Here is a 25,618-nt window from a genome sequence, read left to right as displayed (position 1 = left end):
CAGGAGCCCACATGACGATCAAGGTCGTACGGGGCAACCCGACCCCCGAGGAGCTGGCCGCCGCCCTGGCGGTGGTCAGGGCGCGCGCCGCGGCGGCAGCGGCGACGCCGCCCGGCGCGCCGACCCCTCGCGACTCCTGGTCCGACCCGTCCCGCATCGCAACCCACCGCCTGCCCCAGCCGGGCCCGACGGCATGGGGCCGCACCTACTGGCCGGCCTAAGGCTCTCGCCCATGGGGCGCGGGAAACCGCCCACGGCGGAACAACGCGGGGCGCCGATTTGAGTACCTCTACTCAGGCGCCCCGCCCTGCCAGGCCGCACGCTGGTGGCATGCTGTGGTCCGACCCCGAGAACGAACCGCCCGAAGAACTGCGTGACATGCAGGGCATGCTGCGGCGGCTGAGTGTTCTCCTGGCCCTGGCCATGGTGCTGGCGATGCTCGTGATCGGCATGAGGTGAGCCCGCGGCGGCTGCGCCGATACGCTGAACGCATGACAGATCAGCCGCGCCGCCGACTCGTCCTCGCCTCCCAGTCCCCCGCCCGGCTCGGCCTGCTCCGCCAGGCCGGCCTCGACCCCGAGGTGATCGTGAGCGGCGTCGACGAGGACGCCGTCACCGCCCCCACCCCCGCCGAGCTGGCGCTCGCCCTCGCCGAGGCGAAGGCCTCCGTCGTGGCGGCCCGGCCGGAGGTCAAGGGCGCCATCGTGATCGGCTGCGACTCGGTGCTCGACCTGGACGGCCAGGCCCTCGGCAAGCCCGCGGACGCCGAGGAGGCCACCGCCCGCTGGAAGGCGATGCGCGGCCGGGCCGGCACCCTCCAGACGGGCCACTGCGTCTACGACACGCTCAGCGGCCGCTACGTCTCCGCCACCGCGTCCACGATCGTCCACTTCGGTGAACCCACCGACGAGGAGATCGCCGCCTACGTCGCCTCCGGCGAACCCCTCTACGTCGCCGGCGCGTTCACCCTGGACGGCCGCTCGGCCCCGTTCATCGACGGCATCGACGGCGACCACGGCAACGTCATCGGCATCAGCCTGCCCCTCGTCCGCCGGCTGCTCGCCCAACTGGGCATCGGCATCACGGAGTTGTGGGCGCCGGCGGAGAAGTGACCGGGGACCCGCCGCCGCCCTCCCCGCCCTCGGGCACGGCGTCGGCGGGCTCGGCCGGACGGTCGTACGTCATCAGCAGCAGCACGATCAGGGCGAGCACCAGCACCATGAACAGGAACGCGGGCCAGCCGACGAGCCCCCAGGTGAAGGCGCCCAGGATGCCGTGCACGACCGCCGCGCTGATCAGCAGCACGCGCCCGAAGCCCGCCGGGGGCCGGTCCCGCAGCGCCACGAGCAGGGCGACCAAGCCGCACAGCGCGAAGTAGAGGCCGAAGGCGATCCCGCCGATCTTCGACGACACCGACATCATGTGCGGGTCGAGCCCGGCCAGGGACATGTCCTGCCGGTCGACGACGACCCCCAGGAACCAGTTGAGCCCCGCGATGCCGAACGCCTCGGCGAACAGCACCACCGCCACGACCCACGCCACCGGCCTGCGCATCACCGCGCCCACCCTCTTCCCTCCGAAGACATCGCGAACGCTACTAACCGGTAAACCCGGGGACAAGGGTCCCGTGGCGGGCAAAGAATCATTGGGCCATTCGTAGGGACTCCACAAAGAAACAGAGTGGCCCGCAGCACGTGATGACAGAGACCTTCCCCACAGGGGAGGGCTAGGGTTTCCCGGAGGAGTACTGCGTATCGCGGTGCGACAAGGGATTTTGCGGGTCGAGCGAGCCTCGCATCACGCTCCGTGTGGGCAAGCTCACCACTGGGGACGGGTCGAAGTGCCGTGTCGGCAGTCCCTAAACTCGGCTTGTTTCAAGGAGGGAGCCTCAATCGTGCGCAAGGTGCTCATCGCCAACCGTGGCGAAATCGCTGTCCGCGTGGCCCGGGCCTGCCGGGACGCCGGGATCGCGAGCGTGGCCGTCTACGCCGACCCGGACCGGGACGCTCTGCATGTCCGCGCCGCGGATGAGGCGTTCGCCCTGGGCGGTGACACCCCGGGCACCAGCTACCTCGACATCGAGAAGGTGCTGAAGGCCGCGCGGGAGTCGGGCGCGGACGCGATCCACCCCGGCTACGGCTTCCTCTCCGAGAACGCCGACTTCGCCCAGGCGGTCCTGGACGCGGGCCTGATCTGGATCGGCCCGCCCCCGCAGGCGATCCGCGACCTCGGTGACAAGGTCGCCGCCCGGCACATCGCGCAGCGCGCCGGCGCCCCGCTGGTGGCGGGCACGCCCGACCCGGTCTCGGGTGCGGAGGAGGTCGTCGCCTTCGCCGAGGAGCACGGGCTGCCGATCGCCATCAAGGCCGCCTTCGGCGGCGGCGGCCGCGGCCTGAAGGTCGCCCGCACCCTCGAGGAAGTCCCCGAGCTGTACGACTCGGCGGTCCGTGAGGCCGTCGCCGCGTTCGGCCGGGGCGAGTGCTTCGTCGAGCGCTACCTGGACAAGCCGCGCCACGTGGAGACGCAGTGCCTGGCCGACACCCACGGCAACGTCGTGGTCGTCTCCACCCGCGACTGCTCGCTGCAGCGCCGCCACCAGAAGCTGGTCGAGGAGGCGCCCGCACCGTTCCTGTCCGAGCAGCAGGTCGCCGAGCTGTACCGCGCGTCGAAGGCCATCCTGAAGGAGGCCGGCTACGTCGGCGCCGGCACGGTCGAGTTCCTCGTCGGCCTCGACGGCACGATCTCCTTCCTGGAGGTCAACACCCGCCTGCAGGTGGAGCACCCGGTCACCGAGGAGGTCGCCGGCATCGACCTGGTGCGCGAGATGTTCCGCATCGCCGACGGCGAGGAACTGGGCTACGACGACCCGGTCCTGCGCGGTCACTCCTTCGAGTTCCGCATCAACGGCGAGGACCCGGGCCGCAACTTCCTCCCGGCGCCCGGCACGGTCACCACGTTCGCCCCGCCGTCCGGCCCGGGCGTGCGCCTGGACGCGGGCGTGGAGTCCGGCAGCGTGATCGGCCCGGCGTGGGACTCGCTGCTGGCCAAGCTGATCGTCACCGGCCGCACCCGCAAGGAGGCCCTGGAGCGGGCCGCGCGGGCGCTGGAGGAGTTCCAGGTCGAGGGCATGGCCACGGCGATCCCGTTCCACCGCGCGGTGGTGAAGGACCCCGCCTTCGCGCCGGAGCTCACCGGCTCGTCCGACCCGTTCACGGTCCACACCCGGTGGATCGAGACGGAGTTCGTCAACGAGATCAAGCCGTTCGCCGCGCCGGCCGACGCCGAGACGGACGAGGAGCCGGGCCGCGAGACGGTCGTCGTCGAGGTCGGCGGCAAGCGGCTGGAGGTCTCCCTGCCGTCCTCGCTGGGCATGTCCCTGGCCCGTACGGGACTGGCGGCGGGCGCCAAGCCGAAGCGCCGCGCGGCGAAGAAGTCGGGCCCCGTCGCCTCCGGCGACACCCTCGCCTCCCCCATGCAGGGCACGATCGTCAAGGTCGCGGTCGAGGAGGGCCAGGAAGTCAAGGAAGGCGACCTGGTCGTCGTCCTGGAAGCCATGAAGATGGAACAGCCCCTCAACGCCCACAAGTCCGGCACGATCAAGGCCCTGTCCGCCGAGATCGGCGCGTCGGTGACCTCGGGCGCGGTGATCTGCGAGATCAAGGACTGAGGCCAGCGGCCCGCAACGCCTACGGCGCGGCCCTCCCGGGGGCCGCGCCGCTCAGCTGCGGGCACACACACCCCTCAGCTGCGGGCAGTCGTGCCGCTGGGGCGGCACGGGTGGGCGTGGGGGTCCCCCCTGCTCGAGCGAAGCCGAGAGCTTGGGGAAGGCGCCCCGCGGCGCCGGGCTGCGCAACGCCCCGGCCAGGCCGACAACGCCGAGCACCTGGCGCCCCGCAGCGGCTCAACACCGCCGGCCGTCACCGCCGCCGCAGATCCGCCACCCGAGCCCGCTCAGCCCCCGGCCCCTGTTCCCCCAGCATCGAGGTGGACCGCAACCCGCCCCCACCCCCCGGCACCTGCCGCCGAGGCCCGGGCAACGGCACATCCCGACGCTGCTGTCGCGCCGGGACGGCATCACCCCCGGGGCCCGAAGACCCCGCGGAACCCCCCTGCCCCCCGGCCACGGCGATCTGCACGCCCTGGTCGGCGAGTGCCTGGAGCTCCGTGGCCGCACGGTCGTCGTGCGCGGGCGGCTCGTCCGTCACGAGGCGCGTGATGAGATCCGTCGGCACGGTCTGGAACATCGTGTCCGTCCCGAGCTTGGTGTGGTCCGCGAGGACCACCACCTCCGCGGCGGCCTGCACCAACGCCCGGTCGACCGACGCCGACAGCATGTTGGACGTGGACAGCCCCCGCTCGGCGGTCAGCCCGCTCCCGGACAGGAACGCCCGGGACACCCGCAGCCCGTGCAGGGACTGCTCGGCACCGCTGCCGACGAGGGCGTAGTTCGAACCGCGGAGCGTACCGCCGGTCATCACGACCTCGACCCGGTTGGCGTGGGCCAGCGCCTGCGCCACCAGCAGTGAGTTGGTGACGACGGTCAGGCCGGGCACCCGGGCGAGCCGGCGGGCCAGCTCCTGGGTCGTCGTACCCGCCCCGACCACGATCGCCTCTCCCTCTTCCACGAGATTCGCGGCGAGGTCGGCGATGGCGGTCTTCTCGGCGGTCGCGAGATGAGACTTCTGCGGAAAGCCGGACTCCCGCGTGAAACCGCCCGGCAGTACCGCACCGCCGTGCCGGCGGTCGAGGAGTCCTTCTGCCTCCAGCGCGCGCACGTCCCGCCGTACGGTCACTTCGGAGGTCTGGACGACGCGGGCGAGCTCACGGAGCGACACGGCCCCGTTCGCTCGCACCATTTCGAGGATCAATTGGCGACGTTCTGCAGCGAACACGAAACTGACAGTAACGCCAGCGACCGTCTGCTTTCAGCAGTTTGCGCTGAATAGCAGAAGATGTTCGCACCGAGCAGCGGGAAGTGGTATAGGGCCTAGTCCCGCCGCCTATGCCGTACGAATGGTCGAACACTCCCCGTGACCAGCGAGGAGACGGTTTCGGCCTCAGCCCTCGCCGTTCATCTTCCGCGTGTGCAACTGCCGCGCCACCTCGGCGATCGAGCCCGACAGGGAGGGGTAGACGGTGAAGGCGTTCGCGATCTGTTCGACTGTCAGATTGTTGTCGACCGCGATCGAGATGGGGTGGATCAGTTCCGAGGCGCGCGGCGCCACGACGACACCACCGACCACGATGCCCGTGCCCGGACGGCAGAAGATCTTGACGAAGCCGTCGCGGATGCCCTGCATCTTGGCGCGCGGGTTGCGCAGCAGCGGCAGCTTCACCACCCGGGCGTCGATCTTCCCGGCGTCGACGTCGGCCTGCGTGTAGCCGACGGTGGCGATCTCCGGGTCGGTGAAGACGTTCGACGAGACGGTCTTCAGGTTCAGCGGGGCCACGGCGTCGCCCAGGAAGTGGTACATGGCGATACGTCCCTGCATGGCGGCCACGGACGCGAGGGCGAACACCCCGGTCACGTCACCGGCCGCGTACACGCCCGGAGCGGTCGTGCGGGAGACCTTGTCGGTCCAGATGTGACCGGACTCGCGCAGCCGGACCCCGGCCTCCTCCAGCCCCATGCCCGAGCTGTTCGGCACGGCACCGACGGCCATGAGGCAGTGCGACCCGGTGATGACCCGCCCGTCGGAGAGGGTCACCTCGACCCGGTCCCCGACCCGCTTGGCGGACTGCGCCCGGGTACGCCCCATGACGTTCATCCCTCGCCGCCGGAAGACCTCCTCCAGCACGGCGGCCGCGTCCGGGTCCTCGCCCGGCAGCACCCGGTCCCGCGACGACACGAGCGTCACCTTCGAGCCCAGCGCCTGGTAGGCACCGGCGAACTCGGCGCCGGTCACACCCGACCCGACCACGATCAGCTCCTCCGGGAGCTCGTCGAGGTCGTACACCTGGGTCCAGTTCAGGATCCGCTCACCGTCGGGCTGGGCGTCGGGCAGCTCGCGGGGATGCCCACCGGTGGCGATGAGCACGGCATCCGCCGTGAGGGTCTCCTCGCTCCCGTCGGCGGCGCGCACCACGACCTTGCGCGACCCGTCGAGCGCCTGCATGCCCTCCAGCCGCCCGCGCCCGCGCAGGACCCGCGCCCCGGCACGGGTCACGGAGGCGGTGATGTCATGCGACTGGGCCAGCGCGAGCCGCTTGACACGCCGGTTGACCTTGCCCAGGTCGACACCCACCACCCGGGCGCTCTGCTCCATGGGCGGGGTGTCGTCGGCGACGATGATGCCCAGCTCCTCGTACGAGGAGTCGAAGGTGGTCATCACCTCGGCCGTGGCGATCAGGGTCTTCGACGGCACGCAGTCGGTGAGCACCGACGCCCCGCCCAGACCGTCGCAGTCGACGACGGTCACCTCCGCACCGAGTTGCGCGGCGACCAGCGCCGCTTCGTATCCGCCGGGTCCGCCACCGATGATCACGATCCGAGTCACGTCCTCCATTGTCCCGCACCCCTCGGGGCGGCACCGCCCCGGGGCGGCTCTGTTGCGGGAGTGACGCCGTTCGGCCTGCCGTACCCTCTCCCCATGTCGCTCTACGCCGCGTACGCCGGCAACCTCGACGCGCGGCTGATGTCCCGCCGCGCCCCGCACTCGCCGCTGCGCGCCACCGGCTGGCTGAACGGGTGGCGACTGACCTTCGGCGGCGAGCACATGGGCTGGGAGGGCGCCCTGCCGACGATCGTCGAGGACCCCCTCTCCCAGGTCTTCGTCGCGCTGTACGACATCGCCCCCATGGACGAGGAGTCGCTCGACCGCTGGGAGGGCGTGGGCCTCGACATCTACCGCCGCACGCGGGTACGGGTCCACACCCTGGAGGGTGATGAGCAGGCGTGGGCCTTCACCCTCAACGCCTACGAGGGCGGCCTGCCCTCCGCCCGCTACCTGGGCGAGATCGCCGACGCGGCCGAGTCGGCCGGCGCCCCCCACGACTACGTCATGGAACTCCGCAAGCGCCCCTGCTGACGACCGCCCGGGCACCGCTCGGGCACCCCTTCGTCGGAAACGACAAGACAACGATCGCCGCCCCGTGAGCTCTGCCATCTACGCGCGTAGGCATTCACCGGCTACCCTCATCGGCGTGAACGCATCTCTTCTTCCGGACGACATCCAGGGCGACCCCCACGCCGCCGCCGACGCCGCCGCGGCCCGCCTGCGCGAACTCACGGGCGCCGAGACCCACGACGTCGCCCTCGTGATGGGCTCCGGCTGGGCCCCGGCCGTCGACGCCCTGGGTGCCCCCGAGGCCGAGCTCCTGGTCACCGAGCTGCCCGGTTTCCCGCCGCCGGCGGTGGAGGGCCACGGAGGCAAGATCCGCTCGTACCGGATCGGCAACAAGCGCGCCCTGGTCTTCCTGGGCCGGACGCACTACTACGAGGGCCGCGGCGTGGCCGCCGTCGCCCACGGCGTCCGCACGGCCGTCTCGGCCGGCTGCAAGACGGTCGTCCTCACCAACGGCTGCGGCGGCCTGCGCGAGGGCATGCGCCCCGGCCAGCCGGTCCTGATCAGCGACCACATCAACCTCACCGCCACCTCCCCCATCGTCGGCGCCAACTTCGTCGACCTCACCGACCTGTACTCCCCGCGCCTGCGGGCCCTGTGCAAGGAGGTCGACCCCACGCTGGAGGAGGGCGTCTACGCCCAGTTCCCCGGCCCGCACTACGAGACTCCGGCCGAGATCCGCATGGCCCGGGTCATCGGCGCGGACCTGGTGGGCATGTCGACGGTCCTGGAGGCGATCGCCGCGCGGGAGGCGGGCGCCGAGGTTCTGGGCATCTCCCTCGTCACGAACCTCGCGGCGGGCATGACGGGCGAGCCCCTGAACCACGAAGAGGTTCTCCAGGCGGGCCGCGACTCGGCGACGCGCATGGGCTCCCTGCTCGCCCAGGTCCTGGGACGCCTGTAAGCATCCCGCGCCGGTGCTGGGGCCGGGTGGGTCCGCAGCCCGGCGGAACGGGGTGCCTCCCACGGCGGTACCTCCCAGGCCCTCAAGGCACTGGGGGAGGCACGATGGCCCGCAGCCAGGTGAGCGATCACGCACCCGCGCACGGCGGCAGGGGACGTGCCGGGGGGTGTCCGCCCGCAGCGGTTGGCGCGTCAACGAACGGTCAGTCGGTACGCAACCCCATCGCGCCGTTCCGAGGACGGACACCCCCCCGGCGCGGTCCCGCCCCACCCCCCGGCGAGAAGGCGAAGGCGCGCACCCCCACCGAAGCAGCCACAGGCGCCGCATGCACTCCCACCTGCACCACGACAAACGGAGAGGCTGACACCACACCGTGCACGACGAACTCATCGCACAGGCGCAGGCCTGGCTCACCGAGGACCCCGACCCGGACACCCGCACCGAGCTCGCCCGCCTCATCGACGCCCAGGACCACGCCGAGCTCGCCGCCCGCTTCTCCGGCACCCTCCAGTTCGGCACCGCCGGCCTCCGCGGCGAACTCGGCGCCGGCCCCATGCGCATGAACCGCTCGGTCGTCATCCGCGCCGCCGCGGGCCTCGCCGCGTACCTCAGGAAGCGGGGCCACGACAACGGCCTCGTCGTCATCGGCTACGACGCCCGCCACAAGTCGCACGACTTCGCCCTCGACACCGCCGCCGTCATGACCGGCGCCGGCCTGCGCGCGGCGGTCCTCCCCCGCCCCCTCCCCACCCCCGTCCTCGCCTTCGCGACAAGGCACCTCGGCGCGGTCGCCGGCGTGGAGGTCACCGCCAGCCACAATCCGCCCCGCGACAACGGCTACAAGGTGTACCTCGGCGACGGCTCCCAGATCGTCCCCCCGGCGGACGCCGACATCGCCGCGGAGATCGCCGCCGTCCCGTCCCTCACCACCGTCCGCCGCCCCACCGAAGGCTGGGACACCCTCGACGACAGCGTCCTCGACGCCTACCTCGCCCGCACCGACGCCGTCCTGGCCGAGGACACCCCGCGCACGGCCCGCACGGTGTACACGGCGATGCACGGCGTCGGCAAGGACGTCCTCCTCGCCGCCTTCGCCCGCGCCGGCTTCCCGGAACCGGTCCTCGTCACGGAGCAGGCCGACCCCGACCCGGAGTTCCCGACCGTCGCGTTCCCCAACCCGGAGGAGCCCGGCGCGATGGACCTGGCGTTCGCCAGGGCCCGGGAGACCGCCCCGGACCTGATCATCGCCAACGACCCGGACGCGGACCGCTGCGCCGTCGCCGTCCAGGACGGCGCCGACTGGCGCATGCTCCGCGGCGACGAGGTCGGCGCGCTCCTCGCCGCCCACCTGGTCCGCCGCGGCGCGACGGGCACGTTCGCCGAGTCGATCGTCTCCTCCTCCCTCCTCGGACGCATCGCCGAGAAGGCGGGCCTGCGCCACGTCGAGACGCTCACCGGCTTCAAGTGGATCGCCCGCGCGGAGGGCCTGCGCTACGGCTACGAGGAGGCCCTCGGCTACTGCGTGGACCCCGACGGCGTCCGCGACAAGGACGGCATCACGGCGGCGCTCCTGGTCACGGAACTGGCGTCGCAGCTGAAGGAGGAGGGCCGCACCCTCCTCGACCTCCTCGACGACCTGGCGGTGGAGCACGGCCTGCACGCGACGGACCAGCTGTCGGTCCGCGTGCGGGACCTCTCCCTCATCGCGGCGGCGATGACCCGCCTGCGCGAGCAGCCCCCGACCGAGCTGGCCGGACTGCCCATCACTCGCACCGACGACCTCACCCAGGGCACGGCGGGCCTCCCGCCCACGGACGGCCTGCGCTACACGCTCGACGGCGCCCGGGTCATCGTCCGCCCGAGCGGCACGGAGCCGAAGCTGAAGTGCTACCTGGAGGTCGTGATCCCGGTGGCGTCACACACCGACCTGCCCGGGGCCCGCGCGCAGGCGACGGACCTCCTGGAGTCGATCAAGCGAGACCTGTCGACGGCGGCGGGAATCTGACACCCCGGCGCCCGGCTCCCGGCCGGGCGCCGCCCTGAACCACCGAACCGCCGGACCCAGCGCCCCGTACGTCAGCCGAGCACCCCGTACCGCCAGCCCGCCGCCCCGTACGTCAGCCCACCACCCCGTACGTCAGCCCACCGCCACCAGAATCAGCACCACAACCGCCCCGGCAACCGCCGGACCCACGACCTCCCAGGCCCATCGCACGGTCACCTCCCCCTGCGCCGACGCCGCCGCACGCCGGTCCTCGTGCAGAGCGCGCAGGTCGTCCATGATCCGGTCGGTCTCGGCCCGCACCGGCCCGTCGGACAGGGGCCCCGCCTCATGAGTGCCGCCGAGCCCGAGCCGCGAACCGGCCCCCGCGCCGCCGCGGCCCCCGCCCTGCCCCATCTGCCGCCGCGCCTGCGCCGTCGCCCGCATCTCACGCCGGGCGGCCCGCTTGCGGGCGCGCAGCGAGACGGGCACGGCCCACAGCTGGTACTTCGCACCGGACTCGGTGAGGACCTCGTTCGAGTAGGCGGACCGCAGGGAGGCGACCTGCCCCCAGGGCACCACGACGACGCGCCAGGGATTGCGGATCCGCAGCCGGTCGTCCCCCGCGTACACGGCGGGCCGCAGCGTGAAGGCGACGACCAGCGGCACGACCAGGAGCAGCACGGCGAGCGCGAGCCAGGGCGTGCGGCCCTCGCCGTTGATCACCGCGTCGACGCCGATCCACCCGGCGATGCCGAGCAGCATCGCCCCACCGGCGATGGCCGGAACCGACCGGTACACCCGGTCCTTGGACTCGGGCTCCGAAGGCTGCGGTGTCGGTGACTGGGGTTCGGGGCTCGTCATGTCTCGATTCTGCCGGACCGGTTCCGCACCCTGTCATCCGCGTCCTGTCATCCGCGCCCCGCCATCCACCCGAGGACAGTCGGAGGGCTGTACAGCCGCTACGCGCGTAGATATGCTCGTCTGGTGACCATGCCCAGTTCTGCACTCACCGCAGCTCACCCCCTCAAGGACGTCACCGCGTCCGACAGCGCGCTGCGCCGCTTCCTCCACGGGCTTCCGGGCGTCGACGCGGTCGGGCTCGAGGGGCGCGCGGCCTCCCTCGGCACCCGTTCGATCAAGACGACCGCGAAGGCGTACGCGATCGACCTCGCCATCTCGATGGTCGACCTGACGACGCTGGAAGGCGCGGACACCCCGGGCAAGGTCCGGGCGCTCGGCGCGAAGGCGGTCAAGCCCGACCCGACCGACCGTACGACGCCCAGCACGGCCGCGGTCTGCGTCTACCCCGACATGGTGGCCGTGGCCAAGGAGGCCGTCGCCGGCTCCGGCGTGAAGGTCGCCTCGGTGGCCACGGCGTTCCCGGCCGGCCGCGCCCCGCTCACCGTCAAGCTGGCGGATGTCCGCGAGGCCGTCGCCGCGGGCGCCGACGAGATCGACATGGTCATCGACCGCGGGGCGTTCCTCGCGGGCCGATACTTGAAGGTGTACGACGAGATCACGGCCGTGAAGGAGGCCTGCGGCACGTCCGCGCGCCTGAAGGTCATCTTCGAGACGGGCGAGCTCTCGACCTACGACAACATCCGCCGCGCGAGCTGGCTCGGCATGCTGGCGGGGGCGGACTTCATCAAGACCTCGACCGGCAAGGTCGCGGTCAACGCGACCCCGGCGAACACGCTGCTGATGCTGGAGGCGGTGCGTGACTTCCGGGCGCAGACCGGCATCCAGGTGGGCGTGAAGCCGGCCGGCGGCATCCGCACCTCCAAGGACGCCGTCAAGTTCCTCGTGCTGGTCAACGAGACGGCGGGCGAGGACTGGCTGGACAACCACTGGTTCCGCTTCGGCGCCTCCTCGCTGCTGAACGACCTGCTGATGCAGCGCCAGAAGCTGGCCACCGGCCGCTACTCCGGTCCCGACTACGTGACGGTGGACTGATCACCATGGCATCGGTATTCGCATACGCCCCGGCCCCCGAGTCGCGTGCGATCGTCGACATCGCGCCCTCCTACGGCCTGTTCATCGACGGCGAGTTCGTCGAGGCGGCGGACGGCAAGGTCTTCAAGACCGTCTCCCCGTCCACCGAGGAGGTTCTGTCGGAGATCGCGCAGGCCGGTTCCGAGGACGTCGACCGCGCGGTGAAGGCCGCGCGCAGGGCGTTCGAGAAGTGGTCGGCGCTGCCCGGCTCGGAGCGCGCCAAGTACCTGTTCCGCATCGCGCGGATCATCCAGGAGCGCTCCCGCGAGCTGGCCGTTCTCGAGACCCTTGACAACGGCAAGCCGATCAAGGAGACGCGCGACGCGGACCTCCCCCTGGTCGCCGCGCACTTCTTCTACTACGCGGGCTGGGCCGACAAGCTCGACCACGCGGGCTTCGGCGCGAACCCCCGGCCGCTCGGTGTCGCGGGCCAGGTCATCCCCTGGAACTTCCCGCTGCTGATGCTGGCGTGGAAGATCGCCCCGGCCCTGGCGACGGGCAACACGGTCGTCCTGAAGCCCGCCGAGACGACCCCCCTCTCGGCCCTGTTCTTCGCGGACATCTGCCGCCAGGCGGGCCTGCCCAAGGGCGTCGTCAACATCCTCCCGGGCTACGGCGACACGGGCGCGGCGCTGGTGGCCCACCCGGACGTGAACAAGGTGGCCTTCACCGGCTCCACCGCCGTCGGCAAGGAGATCGCCCGCACGGTCGCCGGGACCCGCAAGAAGGTCACCCTGGAGCTGGGCGGCAAGGGCGCCAACATCGTCTTCGACGACGCCCCGATCGACCAGGCCGTCGAGGGCATCGTCAACGGCATCTTCTTCAACCAGGGCCAGGTCTGCTGCGCGGGCAGCCGTCTGCTGGTCCAGGAGTCGATCCAGGACGAGCTGCTGGACTCCCTGAAGCGCCGGCTCTCCACGCTCCGCCTCGGCGACCCGCTGGACAAGAACACGGACATCGGCGCGATCAACTCCGAGGAGCAGCTCACGCGCATCACCTCGCTCGTCGAGCAGGGCGAGGCGGAGGGCGCCGAACGCTGGTCCCCGGCCTGCGAACTGCCGGAGAGCGGCTACTGGTTCGCGCCGACGCTGTTCACGAACGTCACCCAGGCGCACCGGATCGCCCGGGACGAGATCTTCGGCCCGGTGCTGTCGGTGCTGACGTTCCGCACGCCGGACGAGGCCGTCGCCAAGGCCAACAACACGCCGTACGGCCTGTCCGCCGGGATCTGGACGGAGAAGGGCTCGCGCATCCTGGCGGTCGCGAACAAGCTCCGCGCGGGTGTCGTCTGGTCCAACACGTTCAACAAGTTCGACCCGACCTCGCCGTTCGGCGGCTACAAGGAGTCGGGCTTCGGCCGCGAGGGCGGCCGCCACGGCCTGGAGGCGTACCTCGATGTCTGACACGCGACTCAGTGTCCTCAAGACCTACAAGCTGTACGTGGGCGGCAAGTTCCCGCGTTCCGAGAGCGGCCGGGTGTACGAGGTGACCGACGCAAAGGGCAACTGGCTGGCCAACGCGCCCCTCTCCTCCCGCAAGGACGCCCGGGACGCGGTCGTCGCGGCCCGCAAGGCGTTCGGCGGCTGGTCGGGGGCGACGGCGTACAACCGCGGCCAGGTGCTCTACCGCGTGGCCGAGATGCTGGAGGGCCGCCGGGACCAGTTCGTGCGCGAGGTGGCCGACGCGGAGGGCCTGGGCAAGTCCAAGGCCGCCGTGGTCGTGGACGCGACGATCGACCGCTGGGTCTGGTACGCGGGCTGGACCGACAAGATCGCCCAGGTGGTCGGCGGCGGCAACCCGGTCGCGGGCCCGTTCTTCAACCTGTCCTCCCCCGAGCCGACGGGCGTGGTGGCGGTGCTGGCGCCCCAGGAGTCGTCCTTCCTGGGCCTGGTGTCGGTGCTCGCCCCGGTGATCGCCACGGGCAACACGGCGGTCGTGGTGGCCAGCGAGAAGGCCCCGCTGCCCGCGCTGTCCCTGGCCGAGGTGCTGGCCACCTCGGACGTCCCCGGCGGCGTGGTCAACGTCCTGTCGGGCCGCACGGCGGAGATCGCCGCTCCGCTCGCCGCCCACCAGGACGTCAACGCGATCGACCTCGCGGGCGCCGACGAGGCCCTGGCGAAGGAGCTGGAGATCGCCGCGGCCGACAACCTCAAGCGCGTGCTCCGTCCACAGCCTGTGGATTACGCGCAGACCCCGGGCATCGACCGCATGACGGCGTTCCTGGAGACCAAGACGGTCTGGCACCCCACGGGTTCGCTGGGCGCGTCGGGTTCGTCGTACTAGCCAGGCGCCCCACAGCCGAAGCCCCGGCTCTCCTCCGTCCGGGAGGGCCGGGGCTTCTTCGCGTGCGCGCCTACTGCTGCGACAGCAGCCCGGCCGCCTGCCCCACCACCGGGATGCCCGCGATCGACTGGGCCTGCGCCACCGGTCCCGTCAGCGCCTGGGACGTCATCGGCTTGAAGTCGGCGAGCTGGGTGCCGACGCCGTTGTCGAGCGGGTCGACTCCCGTGCCGGCGAGCGGGTTGGGCTTGAGGCCGGCCACGGGGCCGGTGACATAGCCGAGGGTGCCGGTGGTGGCCTGGAGACCGGACTGGGGGTCGATCCTGCCGAGGGAGGTGGGCCGGGTGTTGACCACGCCCAGGACCGACTCGGCGTCCGCCGCGGCCGTCGCCGTACCCGCCCCCAGCGCCGCTCCCGCGGTCGCGAGGACGGCCAGGGCGCGCCGGGCGGTCGGCTTCTTGGGTGAGTCGTGTCGGGCCATCGCTGCCACCTTCTGATGCACTCGGTAACCGAAACGACACAAAGGGTAATTGAGGTGTGACGCGCGCATCAAAGGCGACCCGCGGGGTCGTACGGCCCCCGATGGATGCCTCACACTGGTGTCCCGTGAGTTCCCCTCTGCCCATACCGACGCGAGTCGTGCTGCTCTGCGGCCCTTCAGGCTCCGGCAAGTCCCTCCTCGCGGCCCGCTCCGGCCTCCCGGTGCTGCGGCTCGACGACTTCTACAAGGAGGGCGACGACCCGACGCTGCCCCTGGTGGCGGGGAGTTCCGACATCGACTGGGACCATCCGGACTCGTGGGACGCGGACGCGGCCGTCGCCGCGATCACCGACCTGTGCCGCACGGGCCGGGCGCGCGTGCCCCTCTACGACATCGCCCTCAGCGCCCGTACCGGCGAGGAGACGATCGAGATCGGGCGGACCCCGCTGTTCGTCGCGGAGGGCGTCTTCGCCGCCGACATCGTCCGGCGCTGCCAGGAGCTGGGTGTCCTCGCCGACGCGCTGTGCCTGAGCCGTGGCCCGGTGAAGACCTTCCGCCGCCGCTTCCTGCGGGATCTGCGGGAGGGCCGCAAGTCGGTGCCGTTCCTGCTGCGCCGCGGCTGGCGCCTGATGCGGCAGGAACGCTCGATCGTCGCCCGCCAGACCGCGCTGGGCGCGCACGCCTGCGACCGCGACGAGGCGATGGGCCGGCTGGCGGCGGCCGCCGCCGGCCGCTGCGCGAGCCTGCGCACGGCGGCCTGAGCGGACGGTACGCACACGAAAAAGCGGGACTGGACGGACCCCCCGGCCCTCCAGTCCCGCTCTGGTGCTCCCCCGTGTCCCCCACTTCCCACGGAGACGCCCCCCAGCGTCTCCGCAGGTCCCCCGTGGGCCCCCGTGTGGTGCTTCCCCCCGTACCCTCAGGCGACGAGCTCGCCGAAGGCGTCCTCCTCGTCACGGCCGAAGCTGAGGACCTCGTCCTCGCGCAGCCGGCGGAGCGACCGCCAGATGCTGGACTTCACCGTGCCGACACTGATGTCGAGGATCTCCGCGATCTCCGGGTCCGTGCGGCCCTCGTAGTAGCGCAGGACCAGCATGGTGCGCTGGAGCTCGGGCAGCCGGGCCAGCGCCTGCCACAGGACCGCGCGCAGCTCGGTGCCGCGCATCGCGTCCGTGTCGCCGGGCGTCTCCGGCAGTTCCTCGGTCGGGTACTCGTTGAGCTTGCGGCGCCGCCAGGCGCTGATGTGCAGGTTGGTCATGGTGCGGCGGAGGTATCCGCCGACCGCGGCCTTGTCACTGATCCGGTCCCACGCCCGGTAGGTCGAGAACAGCGCGCTCTGCAGCAGGTCCTCGGCCTCGAAGCGGTCGCCGGTGAGGTGGTAGGCGGTGGCGTACAGGGAGGCGCGGCGCTCCTGGACGTAGGCGGTGAACTCCGCCTCCGTCAGCGAACGACCCTCCCCCGAGTCCTCCCTGTACGCGGTTCCCCCGTGAACCGCCCCCGTCCCCTTGCTCTCCCCCGTGTGCGCGTCAACCACCGTCATGAACGCGGTGTGCTGACGCCCGGTGCCGCGAGCGCACCCCCGCCCGCTCACGGCACCGGACTTCTCCGAACCCCGGTGCACGTCGTGCAGACGCGTGATCACTGCGCTGGTGGTGGTGCCGTGCAGCGTGTTCATCTCGCGCCCCCCGTCGTGGACTTACCGGTGTGCGGCCCGCCGGTCGGGCGGGCTTCCTTGCCTGTGCCGAAAAGCTTGCCGCGGCACTTTCATGGCCGTGTCCGCCGACTGTCACAGACCTGTCACAGGGGTCGGCCACAGGCCTGCCACACGTCGCGCACAGGCGTCGGCGGCAGGCGCGGGCCCCATCTCGGCCCACAGGTCGAACCCCGCGCCCTCCATGGGCCAGAATGAGCCCGTGCCTTCCCTGTTGCTGATCGAGGACGACGACGCCATCCGGACGGCCCTGGAGCTCTCTCTGACGCGCCAGGGTCACCGCGTGGCGACCGCTGCCAGTGGTGAGGACGGTCTGAAGCTGCTGCGCGAGCAGCGGCCGGATCTGATCGTGCTGGACGTGATGCTGCCCGGCATCGACGGGTTCGAGGTGTGCCGGCGCATCCGGCGCACGGACCAGTTGCCGATCATCCTGCTGACCGCGCGCAGCGACGACATCGACGTCGTCGTCGGGCTGGAGTCCGGCGCCGACGACTACGTCGTCAAACCGGTGCAGGGGCGGGTGCTGGACGCCCGGATCCGGGCCGTGCTGCGGCGCGGCGAACGGGAGTCCAACGACGCGGCGACGTTCGGCAGCCTCGTCATCGACCGCTCGGCGATGACCGTGACGAAGAACGGCGAGGACCTCCAGCTCACGCCGACGGAGCTGCGGCTGCTGCTGGAGCTGAGCCGCCGGCCGGGGCAGGCGCTGTCCCGGCAGCAGCTGCTGCGGCTGGTGTGGGAGCACGACTACCTGGGCGACTCGCGGCTGGTGGACGCCTGTGTCCAGCGGCTGCGCGCCAAGGTCGAGGACGTGCCGTCGTCCCCGACGCTGATCCGTACCGTGCGGGGTGTCGGCTACCGACTGGATCCGCCTCAGTGACACAGCGGCACCAAGGGGGGGACCGCGGCTGGACCGCGGCGCGCAAGGGAGTTTCGTCGCGGCTGCGCTTCACGAGCCTGCGGCTGAGGTTGGTCCTCGTCTTCGGCCTGGTGGCCCTGACGGCGGCCGTGTCCGCGTCCGGCATCGCGTACTGGCTCAACCGCGAGGCCGTGCTCACCCGCACCCAGGACGCCGTGCTGCGCGACTTCGAGCAGGAGATGCAGAACCGGGCGAGCGCGCTGCCCGAGCATCCGACACAGGACGAGCTGCAGCACACCGCGGGCCAGATGGCGGGCAGCGACCAGCGCTTCAGCGTGCTGCTGGTCGCCACCAACGCCGACGGCAGGACCGTCTACGGCAGCTCCGGCGGGCTCAGCGGCTTCTCGCTGCGGGACGTGCCGGTCTCGCTGCGCACGGCGGTGAACAAGAGGCAGAAGATCGACGGGGCCAACAAGCACCCGTACCACCTGTACTGGCAGCGGGTCGTCGACGACGACACCCCGTACCTGGTGGCCGGCACGCGTGTGATCGGCGGCGGCCCGACCGGGTACATGCTCAAGTCGCTGGAGCCGGAGGCCAAGGACCTCAACTCGCTGGCCTGGTCGCTGGGGATCGCGACGGGTCTCGCGCTGATCGGCTCGGCGCTGCTCGCGCAGGCCGCCGCGACGACCGTGCTGAAGCCGGTGCAGCGTCTCGGCACGGCCGCGCGGCGGCTCGGCGAGGGCAAGCTGGACACCCGGCTCAGGGTGTCCGGGACGGACGAACTGGCCGATCTGTCGCGGACGTTCAACAACGCGGCCGAGGCGCTGGAGAAACGGGTCGCCGACATGGCCGCGCGGGACGAGGCGTCCCGGCGGTTCGTGGCGGACATGAGCCATGAGCTGCGCACGCCGCTGACCGCCATCACCGCCGTCACGGAGGTGCTGGAGGAGGAGCTGGAGGCGGAGACCGGCAGCATGGACCCGATGATCGAGCCGGCCGTCCGGCTGGTGGTCAGCGAGACGCGGCGACTGAACGACCTGGTCGAGAACCTGATGGAGGTCACCCGCTTCGACGCGGGCACCGCCCGGCTCGTCCTGGACGACGTCGACATCGCCGACCAGATCACCGCCTGCATCGACGCCCGCGCCTGGCTGGACGCGGTCGAGCTGGACGCCGAGCGCGGTATCCACGCCCGCATCGATCCGCGCCGCCTGGACGTCATCCTGGCCAACCTCATCGGCAACGCGCTCAAGCACGGCGGCTCCCCGGTGCGGGTGTCCGTACGGGAGGCGGACGACTCGATCGTCATCGAGGTGCAGGACCACGGGCCCGGCATCCCCGAGGACGTCCTGCCGCACGTCTTCGACCGCTTCTACAAGGCCAGCGCCTCCCGGCCGCGCTCCGAGGGCAGCGGCCTGGGCCTGTCCATCGCCCTGGAGAACGCCCACATCCACGGCGGCGAGATCACCGCGGCCAACTCGCCGGACTCCGGCGCGGTGTTCACGCTGCGGCTCCCGCGGGACGCGTCGGCGACGGCGGAACCGCCCGCCGAGGACGGGCAGACGCCGGACCAGGACGCCGGCCGGCCCCAGGGCGAGGACTCGAAGGGGGACGCCTGATGCTCGTACGACGACGTCCGCGGGCCGCGGCCGACACACCCGTCGCGGCCGAGTCAACCGTCGCGGCCGACACACCCGCCCGCCGGGACGGCGCGGCGCCCCGCGCGCGGGCCGTGTCCCGTCTGGTCGCCCTTCCCTTGCTCGCCGTGCTGCTCGCCGGCTGCGGGATCCGGGCCACGGAGGTGCCGACGAACTTCGGGCCCGCGCCCTCGCGGGTGCGGTGCTCGCTGGCCGAGCCGGACGTGTCGGCCCAGGCCGCGCGGGGGCTGCCGGTCCAGGTCTTCCTGCTGTGCGGGTCGTCGCTGGTGACCGTCGACCGGACCGTGCGGGTCCCGGACGGCGCGGCCGACTCCGAGCGGCGCATGCTGGTGGCGCAGGGCCTGCTGGACCAGCTCGCGCAGTCGCCGTCGCCCGCCGAGAAGGAGGCCGGCTACAGCACGGACGTGCGCGGCGGCATCACCGTGGGCCGGCCCCGGGCCGGCGACCCGGAGGACACGCTGCGGCTGAGCATGGCGCCGGACGCCCTCACCTCGTACGCGCTCGCGCAGATCGTCTGCACCTTCTCCGACTCGGCCGCCGCCCAGGGCGACGGCTCGGTGGTCCTGGGCGGCCCCGGGGCCGAGTCCCCGCGCCGCTACCAGTGCACCGACGAGGTACGGGCGCGCCCGGGCGGCACGGAACCGCCGTCGAAGGACGTGGCCGGGGAGTGAGCCGGGCGGGCTGTGGCGCATGCCTCACCGCCGGATCGGGGGGCATCCCGGAACCGATCCTGCCGGAGACCGCGTCTTGGGGGGCGTGCAGCGTCAAGGCTCCATCGGCGGCAGCGCCGCGTTCCGCATCCGTGTGACAGGAGGTGTCCTCCTCGTCGCACACCTCGCGTTCGTCGCCTGGTTCACGCTGCGGCCGCTGGACGTTCCCTGGGTGATGCCCGCCAACCTGCGGCCGTTCGCCGGGGTCAGAGCCGATCTCGCCCTGGGCTGGCCGGAGGCGGCCCGCCACATCGGCGAGAAGCTGGCCCTGCTCGCCCCGCTGGGCGTGCTGCTGCCGATGGCGAGCGGCAGGCTGTTCGTCTCGCCGCTGGCGTCCCTGCTGCGCACCGTCGCGGCCGGCGCCCTGCTGTCGCTGGGCATCGAACTGCTGCAGACCGGTGTCCCCGGCCAGGTCGTCGACGTCGACTCGCTGTTCCTGAACACCGCGGGCGTGGCCCTCGCGCACCTCGCGCTGGTTCCCGCCGGCCGCTCCTGGCTGCGCCGCCGCACCACCGCGCGCCCGCCCCGCACGCCCCTGGTCCCGGAGGAGCCGGCTCAGGGTCGGACCCCGACGATTCCCAGGGTCGGGATCGCCCCGTGGAGCGACGCTTTGCCCCCTTCGTCTCCGTAGCGTGGAGTGCAGATGGGGTACTCGGACGAGATGCCTCACGCACCGACGTCGAAGGAGTCGCACATGTCCCGCCTCGCCCGCCCCACCCACGGCCGCATGATCGGCGGAGTGTGCGCCGCGCTGGCCCAGCGCTTCGGCACCTCCGCGACGACGATGCGGGTGATCTTCCTGGTCTCGTGCCTGCTGCCCGGACCGCAGTTCCTGCTGTACATCGCGCTGTGGATCCTGTTCCCCTCCGAGGACAAGGCGCGCAACAAGGCGCAGACGGCCTGGTAACGCCCGTACGCGAGCACGCCGATGGGGCGCACCCTGTGCCCAGGGATGCGCCCCATCGGCGTGTGTGTCCGCCTCGGCGGGAGGGTCAGCCGACCGGAACGCCGTTCACCGGCAGGCCGTGCGTGGGCAGGCCCTGCACCGGGAGCCCGCCGAGCAGCTTGGCGGCCGGGCCGGTCGGACCCTCGGCGAGCAGCTGCTCGGCGACCGGCTGGGCGGCGGCGAGACCGGCGCTGGTCGCCGTCTGCCCCTGGCCCAGCGCCTCGCCCGAGCCCGGCAGCGTCTGGGAGAGCTGCTCCGCCGGGAGCGCCGCGGTGGCGGTCTCCAGCGTCCGGGCGGTGTCCGGCAGGGCCGGGGCGGCGGCGTTGGCGGCGCCCGCACCGGCGGCGGCGAAGGCGGCACCGAGAGCGGCGACACCGAGGGACTTGGCAGCAGACTGCTTCATGAAATGCGTCCTCGTAATGGGATGACGGGGTGTGTGAGCGGTCCCGCGACCGTAGTCACGCGGCGCCGTCCGCCGCAAACATCGAAATGCGGACGGATTGTGAACGCGGCCCGCATTCCCTGTGCTCAGATATCCCTCGGATCAGCCCTCGGTATTCGCAGAACCGCTGGTAGAGGCCGTCTGCCGGAACAGCCATTCGGATTTCAGCTCGGCATAACCGGGCTTGATCACGTCATTGATCATGGCCAGTCGTTCATCGAAAGGAATGAACGCTGATTTCATCGCATTGACGGAGAACCACTGCATGTCGTCGAGCGTGTAACCGAACGCCTCGACAAGGTGCTCGAATTCCCGGCTCATGCTGGTGTGGGACATCAGGCGGTTGTCCGTGTTGACCGTGGCCCGGAAGTGCAGCCGGCGCAGCAGCCCGATGGGGTGCTCGGCGTAGGAGGAGGCGGCCCCGGTCTGGAGGTTGGAGCTCGGGCACAGCTCCAGCGGGATGCGCTTGTCGCGGACGTAGGAGGCGAGCCGCCCCAGTTCGACCCGGCCGTCCTCGTGGACCTGGATGTCGTCGATGATCCGCACGCCGTGCCCGAGCCGGTCGGCGCCGCACCACTGGAGGGCCTGCCAGATGGACGGCAGCCCGAACGCCTCGCCGGCGTGGATGGTGAAGTGGTTGTTCTCGCGCTTGAGGTACTCGAAGGCGTCCAGGTGCCGGGTGGGCGGGTAGCCGGCCTCGGCACCCGCGATGTCGAAGCCGACGACGCCCAGGTCCCGGTACCGGTTGGCGAGTTCGGCGATCTCCAGGGCCCGGGCGGCGTGCCGCATGGCGGTGAGGAGGGCGCCCACGCGGATGCGCTGACCGTTCTCCCGGGCGCGCCGCTCCCCTTCCCGGAAGCCCTCGTTGACGGCCTCGACGACCTCTTCGAGGCTCAGGCCGCCCTCCAGGTGCTGTTCGGGGGCGTAGCGCACCTCGGCGTAGACGACACCGTCCGCGGCGAGGTCCTCGGCGCACTCGGCGGCGACCCGGACCAGGGCGTCGCGGGTCTGCATGACGCCGACGGTGTGCGAGAACGTCTCCAGGTACCGCTCCAGGGAACCGGAGTCGGCGGCCTCGCGGAACCAGACGCCGAGCTTCTCCGGGTCGGTGTCGGGGAGCTGGGAGTAGCCGCTGTCGCGGGCGAGTTCGACGATGGTGGCGGGGCGCAGTCCGCCGTCGAGATGATCGTGCAGCAGGACCTTGGGCGCCCGGTGGATCTGGTCCGGTGTCGGGGTGTTCGCGATGGTCTGGCTCGTCATTTCCGCACTCTAACTCCTACGCGCGTAGATCGCGCGGGCTCGGAAGGTTGACGTTTCCGTCGATACGTAACGGTGACCCCGAGGACGGGTGGAGTACACCCACGCTTCTGACACTGTTCTGTCATGGCACACCAAGCGACGCCGGTTCGCAGGGCCCGGCTGGGCAGGTCACTCGGTCCGGAGCCGACGGCGGTGAGCGGCGTGGTGCTGCTGCTGCCCGGCGGCGTTGAGCTCTCCGGCCGCAGACCGTCGCCCATGCTCGCGACCGCCTCCGTACGGGCCCTGGGACGCCGCCTGGCCCGGGCCGGACGGGAAGAGGGACTCGCCGTGCACGTGGTGCACTACCGCTGCCGCGGCTGGAACGGCAGCGAGGCGAATCTCGCGCGGGACGCGGCATGGGCGGCCGACGAGGTCGTACGGCGTTACGGAGACGTCCCCGTCTGCCTCGCCGGGCTCGGCATGGGCGGTCGCGCGGCGCTGCGCGCGGCCGGTCACGAGGCGGTCAACTCCGTGCTGGCGCTCGCCCCTTGGCTGCCGGAGGAGGACGTGGCGGCGTCACCCGAGCCGGTGAAGCAGCTGGCCGGGCGGCAGGTGCTGATCGTGCACGGCACGAACGACGAACGAACGGATCCCGAGTTGTCGTTCCGGCTGGCGGCGCGGGCGAAGAAGGCCAATCGGGATGTGTGCCGGTTCGAAGTGCACGCGGACGGGCACGGGCTGAATCAGTACCGGGACGAAGTGCTGGCGCTGGCCGAGGACTTCGTGATGGGGGCGGTGTTCGGGCGGACCGTGTCGCGGCCGGTGCGGGACGCGCTGGCCGCGCCGCCGCCGTTGGGGTTGCGGATGCCGTTGGCTGCGGGGTTCTGTCCTTCGCGGCGGTAGCGCCGTTCGGGTGCCTGTGGTCTTCGGGGTGCGGGTTGTGGGTGGTTGGTCGCGCCCACGCGGCGGAACCGCACATCGATACAGCCCCGCGCCCCCATCAGGGCAACAGGCTTCCCCTCCTTGAAAGCAAGAACTTCTTGAACGCCGCCACCGGAGGCGTGTCCGGTCTGCCCTCCAGCCAGGCCACGCCGATCTCGCGGGCCGCTCGGGGGGACGTGACCGTCAGTTCCACCACCCCGGGGCGCGGGACTGCCGGTGGGGGCAGGAGGGCTACTCCCAGGCCCGCCGCCACCAGGCCGCGCAGGGTCTCCGCCTCCTCGCCCTCGAAGGCGATGCGGGGCTTGAAGCCCGCCTCCTTGCAGAGGTCGTCGGTGATGCGGCGGAGGCCGTAGCCGGGTTCGAGGGTGACGAAGGTTTCGTCGGCCGCCTCGGCGAGGCGGATGCGGCGGCGGCCGGCGAGGGAGTGGTCGGCGGGCACGACCAGGCGGAGTTTCTGCTCGTCCAGGCGGCGGGCGACCAGGTCGGGGGCGTCCGGGACCGGGGAGGTCAGGCAGAGGTCGAGTTCGCCCGCGCGGAGGCGCTCGAGCATGGCCTCCCCGTAGTTCTGGACGAGGCTGAAGCGCACGCGCGGGTGGTCGGCGCGGAAGGCCTGGAGGAGGCCGGGGACCGTCTCGGCGCCCATGGTGTGCAGGAAGCCGAAGGCCACCTTGCCGGTGGTGGGGTCGGCGTCGGCGCGCACCTCCTCGGCGGCGCGCTCGATCTCGGCCAGAGCGCGTTCGACGGAGGTGAGGAAGGTGCGGCCGGCCGGGGTGAGGGAGACCGTGCGGCCGTGGCGGGCGAAGAGGTCCACCCCCAGGTCCTGCTCCAGGCGGGCCATGGACCGGGAGAGGGTCGACTGGGGGACGTTCATCTCCTGCGCGGCGCGGGTGACGTGCTCGGTGCGGGCGACGCCGGCGAAGTACGCGAGGCGGGGCGCGAGCAACATCGTCATGTCTTCTGTGTCACTGCTTGGTGACAGGCGACGCCGTGAGCTCTGCTGATGCTGCATGGGAACGATTATGACCGTTCCGTGCATTGGACGGATCAGTGGCGGCGTACGTACTTTCGAGGCATGTCTCCCGCCAGTACCGGGGCGTCCACCACCGTGGGCGCCGAAGCGTCTGTCCCTGCCGTCGACTCACGTATGTCCCCGGGCGGGCCCGGCTACCGCCGGATGAGCCTCGCCCTCTTCCTCGCGGGTGTCGCGACCTTCGCGCTGCTGTACTCCACGCAGGCGCTGCTCCCGCTGATCTCCGGCGAGTTCGGGGTGGCGGCGAGCGACGCGAGCTGGACGGTGGCCGCCGCGACGGGCGGGCTGGCGCTGTTCGTCCTGCCGATGAGCGCCCTGTCGGAGCGCTTCGGACGGCGGACGGTCATGACGGCCTCGCTGGCGGTGGCGGTGACCGTCGGGCTGCTGGTGCCCTTCGCCCCCTCGCTCGGTGTCCTGGTCGTGCTGCGGGCGCTCCAGGGCGCGGCCCTGGCCGGGCTGCCGGCCTCGGCGACCGCGTATCTCGCCGAGGAGGTCAGCCCCAAGGCGCTGGTCACCGCGATCGGGCTGTTCGTCGCGGGCAACAGCGTCGGCGGGATGAGCGGCCGGGTCATCACCGGCTGGGTCGCGCAGGAGTGGGGCTGGCGGGTCGCCGTCGGGGTGATCGGCGCGATCGCCGTCGCCTGCGCGGTGGCCTTCCGGGTGCTGCTTCCGGCGCCGCGGAACTTCAGGGCGGGCTCCCTGCGGCCGCGCGTGCTGGCCCGGACGGTCCGCGCCCACCTGTCCAACCCGCTGCTGTGCCGGCTGTACGCGATCGGCGCGCTGTTCATGACGGTGTTCGGCGGTGTGTACACGGTCATCGGCTACCGGCTGACCGAGGCCCCGTTCTCGCTGCCGCAGGGCATCATCGGCTCGGTCTTCCTCGTGTACCTCGTCGGTACGGTGTCGGCGTCGACGGCCGGCCGCCTGGTGGGCCGGCTGGGCCGCCGGGGCGCGCTGTACGCGGCCGGCGGTACGACCGCCGCCGGCCTGCTGCTGTCCCTCGCCGGCTCCCTCCCGCTGGTCCTGCTGGGGCTGGTCCTCATCACCGGCGGCTTCTTCGCGGGCCACGCGGTGGCCTCCTCGGCGGTCAGCAAGACGGCCTCCCACGGTCGCGCCCAGGCCTCGGCGCTGTACCAGTCCGCGTACTACGTCGGCTCCAGCGCCGGCAGCACGGTCGGCGCCCTCGCCTTCCACGCGGGCGGCTGGCCGGGGACCGTCGGGGTCGGGCTGCTCGCCGTGCTCGGCGTCGTGACGATCACGGTGTTCGGGACGCGGGCGGCGCGGCTGCAGCGCAGGCTCGCCACGGCCGCCTGAGCGAGCCGGGCCGTTCCCCCTGGTCGGGGCCGGTTGTCAGTGGGTGCGGATAACGTCCG

The 25,618-nt window shown here is 72.1% G+C and carries 27 protein-coding genes; 18 read left to right on the top strand and 9 right to left on the bottom strand.

Annotation, left to right across the window (positions count from 1 at the left end):
- Nucleotides 1-11: 11 nt before the first annotated feature.
- The 3 genes from C1703_RS24975 (at nt 12) to C1703_RS24970 (ending at nt 1,112) form a co-directional block, all read left to right on the top strand.
- A complete protein-coding gene (locus tag C1703_RS24975) occupies nt 12-221 on the top strand; it encodes an acyl-CoA carboxylase epsilon subunit (RefSeq protein WP_114254953.1) in 210 nt (69 codons plus the stop codon).
- A gap of 109 nt (nt 222-330) precedes the next feature.
- Nucleotides 331-459, top strand: a complete 129-nt coding sequence (locus C1703_RS40185; protein WP_269803213.1) for a hypothetical protein — start codon at nt 331-333, stop codon at nt 457-459.
- A 32-nt stretch (nt 460-491) separates the two neighbouring features.
- Complete coding sequence (locus C1703_RS24970) at nt 492-1,112, top strand: nucleoside triphosphate pyrophosphatase (RefSeq protein ID WP_114254952.1); 621 nt, start codon at nt 492-494, stop codon at nt 1,110-1,112.
- Here C1703_RS24970 and C1703_RS24965 read toward each other — a convergent pair.
- Nucleotides 1,081-1,554 carry a hypothetical protein gene (locus C1703_RS24965; protein WP_114257571.1) on the bottom strand — a complete coding sequence of 158 codons (474 nt, stop codon included), beginning with the start codon at nt 1,552-1,554 and terminating at the stop codon, nt 1,081-1,083. The two genes, C1703_RS24970 and C1703_RS24965, sit on opposite strands and share 32 nt — an antisense overlap.
- Before the next feature lie 340 nt (nt 1,555-1,894).
- Between C1703_RS24965 and C1703_RS24960 the strand changes: the two genes are divergently transcribed.
- Nucleotides 1,895-3,667, top strand: a complete 1,773-nt coding sequence (locus C1703_RS24960) for a biotin carboxylase N-terminal domain-containing protein (RefSeq protein WP_114254951.1) — start codon at nt 1,895-1,897, stop codon at nt 3,665-3,667.
- 250 nt (nt 3,668-3,917) lie between these two features.
- Here C1703_RS24960 and C1703_RS24955 read toward each other — a convergent pair whose 3' ends face one another.
- Complete coding sequence (locus C1703_RS24955) at nt 3,918-4,892, bottom strand: DeoR/GlpR family DNA-binding transcription regulator (protein ID WP_114254950.1); 975 nt, start codon at nt 4,890-4,892, stop codon at nt 3,918-3,920.
- Between the two features lie 165 nt (nt 4,893-5,057).
- Nucleotides 5,058-6,506, bottom strand: a complete 1,449-nt coding sequence (locus tag C1703_RS24950; protein WP_114254949.1) for an NAD(P)H-quinone dehydrogenase — start codon at nt 6,504-6,506, stop codon at nt 5,058-5,060.
- A gap of 84 nt (nt 6,507-6,590) precedes the next feature.
- Between C1703_RS24950 and C1703_RS24945 the strand changes: the two genes are divergently transcribed.
- The 3 genes from C1703_RS24945 to C1703_RS24935 all read left to right on the top strand — a co-directional run bounded on the left by C1703_RS24945 (nt 6,591) and on the right by C1703_RS24935 (nt 9,973).
- The gene (locus C1703_RS24945; RefSeq protein ID WP_031119796.1) at nt 6,591-7,028 is read left to right on the top strand and encodes a gamma-glutamylcyclotransferase; all 438 of its coding nucleotides are present in this window, start codon (nt 6,591-6,593) and stop codon (nt 7,026-7,028) included.
- A gap of 115 nt (nt 7,029-7,143) precedes the next feature.
- Nucleotides 7,144-7,968, top strand: a complete 825-nt coding sequence (locus C1703_RS24940; protein ID WP_114254948.1) for a purine-nucleoside phosphorylase — start codon at nt 7,144-7,146, stop codon at nt 7,966-7,968.
- Nucleotides 7,969-8,341: 373 nt separating this feature from the next.
- Entirely contained in the window at nt 8,342-9,973 is a 1,632-nt protein-coding gene (locus C1703_RS24935; protein WP_114254947.1) for a phospho-sugar mutase, read from the top strand.
- Between the two features lie 132 nt (nt 9,974-10,105).
- On the opposite strand, the gene C1703_RS24930 is transcribed toward C1703_RS24935, so the two are convergent.
- Nucleotides 10,106-10,813, bottom strand: coding sequence for a PH domain-containing protein (locus C1703_RS24930; RefSeq protein ID WP_114254946.1), 708 nt, complete (start codon nt 10,811-10,813; stop codon nt 10,106-10,108).
- A gap of 129 nt (nt 10,814-10,942) precedes the next feature.
- On the opposite strand from C1703_RS24930, the gene deoC reads away from it, so the two are divergent.
- Genes deoC through C1703_RS24915 form a run of 3 tightly spaced genes read left to right on the top strand, consistent with a single transcriptional unit; the run spans nt 10,943 to nt 14,227 of the window.
- On the top strand, nt 10,943-11,905 hold the full coding sequence (gene deoC, locus C1703_RS24925; protein ID WP_114254945.1) for a deoxyribose-phosphate aldolase: 963 nt from the start codon (nt 10,943-10,945) through the stop codon (nt 11,903-11,905).
- 5 nt (nt 11,906-11,910) lie between these two features.
- Nucleotides 11,911-13,347 (top strand): aldehyde dehydrogenase family protein, encoded by a 1,437-nt coding sequence (locus tag C1703_RS24920; RefSeq protein ID WP_114254944.1) that lies wholly within the window; start codon nt 11,911-11,913, stop codon nt 13,345-13,347.
- On the top strand, nt 13,340-14,227 hold the full coding sequence (locus C1703_RS24915) for an aldehyde dehydrogenase family protein (RefSeq protein WP_114254943.1): 888 nt from the start codon (nt 13,340-13,342) through the stop codon (nt 14,225-14,227). Before C1703_RS24920 ends, C1703_RS24915 begins: the two co-directional genes overlap by 8 nt.
- A 70-nt stretch (nt 14,228-14,297) precedes the next feature.
- Here C1703_RS24915 and C1703_RS24910 read toward each other — a convergent pair whose 3' ends face one another.
- Entirely contained in the window at nt 14,298-14,705 is a 408-nt protein-coding gene (locus C1703_RS24910; protein ID WP_114254942.1) for a hypothetical protein, read from the bottom strand.
- A gap of 101 nt (nt 14,706-14,806) precedes the next feature.
- Between C1703_RS24910 and C1703_RS24905 the strand changes: the two genes are divergently transcribed.
- Nucleotides 14,807-15,466, top strand: a complete 660-nt coding sequence (locus C1703_RS24905; RefSeq protein ID WP_114254941.1) for a uridine kinase — start codon at nt 14,807-14,809, stop codon at nt 15,464-15,466.
- Nucleotides 15,467-15,624: 158 nt separating this feature from the next.
- Here the strand turns inward: C1703_RS24905 and C1703_RS24900 are convergent, their stop codons facing one another.
- Nucleotides 15,625-16,380: a SigE family RNA polymerase sigma factor gene (locus C1703_RS24900; RefSeq protein ID WP_114254940.1), complete on the bottom strand. Its 756-nt coding sequence runs from the start codon at nt 16,378-16,380 to the stop codon at nt 15,625-15,627.
- Between the two features lie 238 nt (nt 16,381-16,618).
- On the opposite strand from C1703_RS24900, the gene afsQ1 reads away from it, so the two are divergent.
- The 5 genes from afsQ1 (at nt 16,619) to C1703_RS24875 (ending at nt 20,553) form a co-directional block, all read left to right on the top strand.
- A complete protein-coding gene (gene afsQ1, locus C1703_RS24895) occupies nt 16,619-17,296 on the top strand; it encodes a two-component system response regulator AfsQ1 (RefSeq protein WP_010048893.1) in 678 nt (225 codons plus the stop codon).
- Nucleotides 17,293-18,897, top strand: coding sequence for a HAMP domain-containing sensor histidine kinase (locus tag C1703_RS24890; protein WP_114254939.1), 1,605 nt, complete (start codon nt 17,293-17,295; stop codon nt 18,895-18,897). Before afsQ1 ends, C1703_RS24890 begins: the two co-directional genes overlap by 4 nt.
- The gene (locus tag C1703_RS24885) at nt 18,897-19,607 is read left to right on the top strand and encodes a hypothetical protein (RefSeq protein ID WP_232840581.1); all 711 of its coding nucleotides are present in this window, start codon (nt 18,897-18,899) and stop codon (nt 19,605-19,607) included. Before C1703_RS24890 ends, C1703_RS24885 begins: the two co-directional genes overlap by 1 nt.
- Before the next feature lie 85 nt (nt 19,608-19,692).
- Nucleotides 19,693-20,277: a VanZ family protein gene (locus C1703_RS24880; RefSeq protein ID WP_114254938.1), complete on the top strand. Its 585-nt coding sequence runs from the start codon at nt 19,693-19,695 to the stop codon at nt 20,275-20,277.
- A 63-nt stretch (nt 20,278-20,340) separates the two neighbouring features.
- Nucleotides 20,341-20,553 carry a PspC domain-containing protein gene (locus C1703_RS24875; RefSeq protein ID WP_114257569.1) on the top strand — a complete coding sequence of 71 codons (213 nt, stop codon included), beginning with the start codon at nt 20,341-20,343 and terminating at the stop codon, nt 20,551-20,553.
- 85 nt (nt 20,554-20,638) lie between these two features.
- Here the strand turns inward: C1703_RS24875 and C1703_RS24870 are convergent, their stop codons facing one another.
- Both C1703_RS24870 and C1703_RS24865 read right to left on the bottom strand, forming a co-directional pair.
- Nucleotides 20,639-20,995: an ATP-binding protein gene (locus C1703_RS24870; protein ID WP_114254937.1), complete on the bottom strand. Its 357-nt coding sequence runs from the start codon at nt 20,993-20,995 to the stop codon at nt 20,639-20,641.
- Between the two features lie 141 nt (nt 20,996-21,136).
- Nucleotides 21,137-22,294, bottom strand: a complete 1,158-nt coding sequence (locus tag C1703_RS24865) for an adenosine deaminase (protein ID WP_114254936.1) — start codon at nt 22,292-22,294, stop codon at nt 21,137-21,139.
- Nucleotides 22,295-22,417: 123 nt separating this feature from the next.
- On the opposite strand from C1703_RS24865, the gene C1703_RS24860 reads away from it, so the two are divergent.
- Complete coding sequence (locus tag C1703_RS24860; protein WP_114254935.1) at nt 22,418-23,176, top strand: alpha/beta hydrolase; 759 nt, start codon at nt 22,418-22,420, stop codon at nt 23,174-23,176.
- 97 nt (nt 23,177-23,273) lie between these two features.
- Here the strand turns inward: C1703_RS24860 and C1703_RS24855 are convergent, their stop codons facing one another.
- Nucleotides 23,274-24,224 carry a LysR family transcriptional regulator gene (locus tag C1703_RS24855; RefSeq protein ID WP_114254934.1) on the bottom strand — a complete coding sequence of 317 codons (951 nt, stop codon included), beginning with the start codon at nt 24,222-24,224 and terminating at the stop codon, nt 23,274-23,276.
- Between the two features lie 63 nt (nt 24,225-24,287).
- Between C1703_RS24855 and C1703_RS24850 the strand changes: the two genes are divergently transcribed.
- The gene (locus C1703_RS24850; protein WP_114254933.1) at nt 24,288-25,559 is read left to right on the top strand and encodes an MFS transporter; all 1,272 of its coding nucleotides are present in this window, start codon (nt 24,288-24,290) and stop codon (nt 25,557-25,559) included.
- The last annotated feature ends 59 nt before the right edge of the window (nt 25,560-25,618 follow it).

This window comes from Streptomyces sp. Go-475 (assembly GCF_003330845.1).
Taxonomy (GTDB): Bacteria; Actinomycetota; Actinomycetes; order Streptomycetales; family Streptomycetaceae; genus Streptomyces.
The sequence above is the reverse complement of the archived record's forward strand: the minus strand, read 5'-3'. Positions and strand labels throughout refer to the sequence as shown.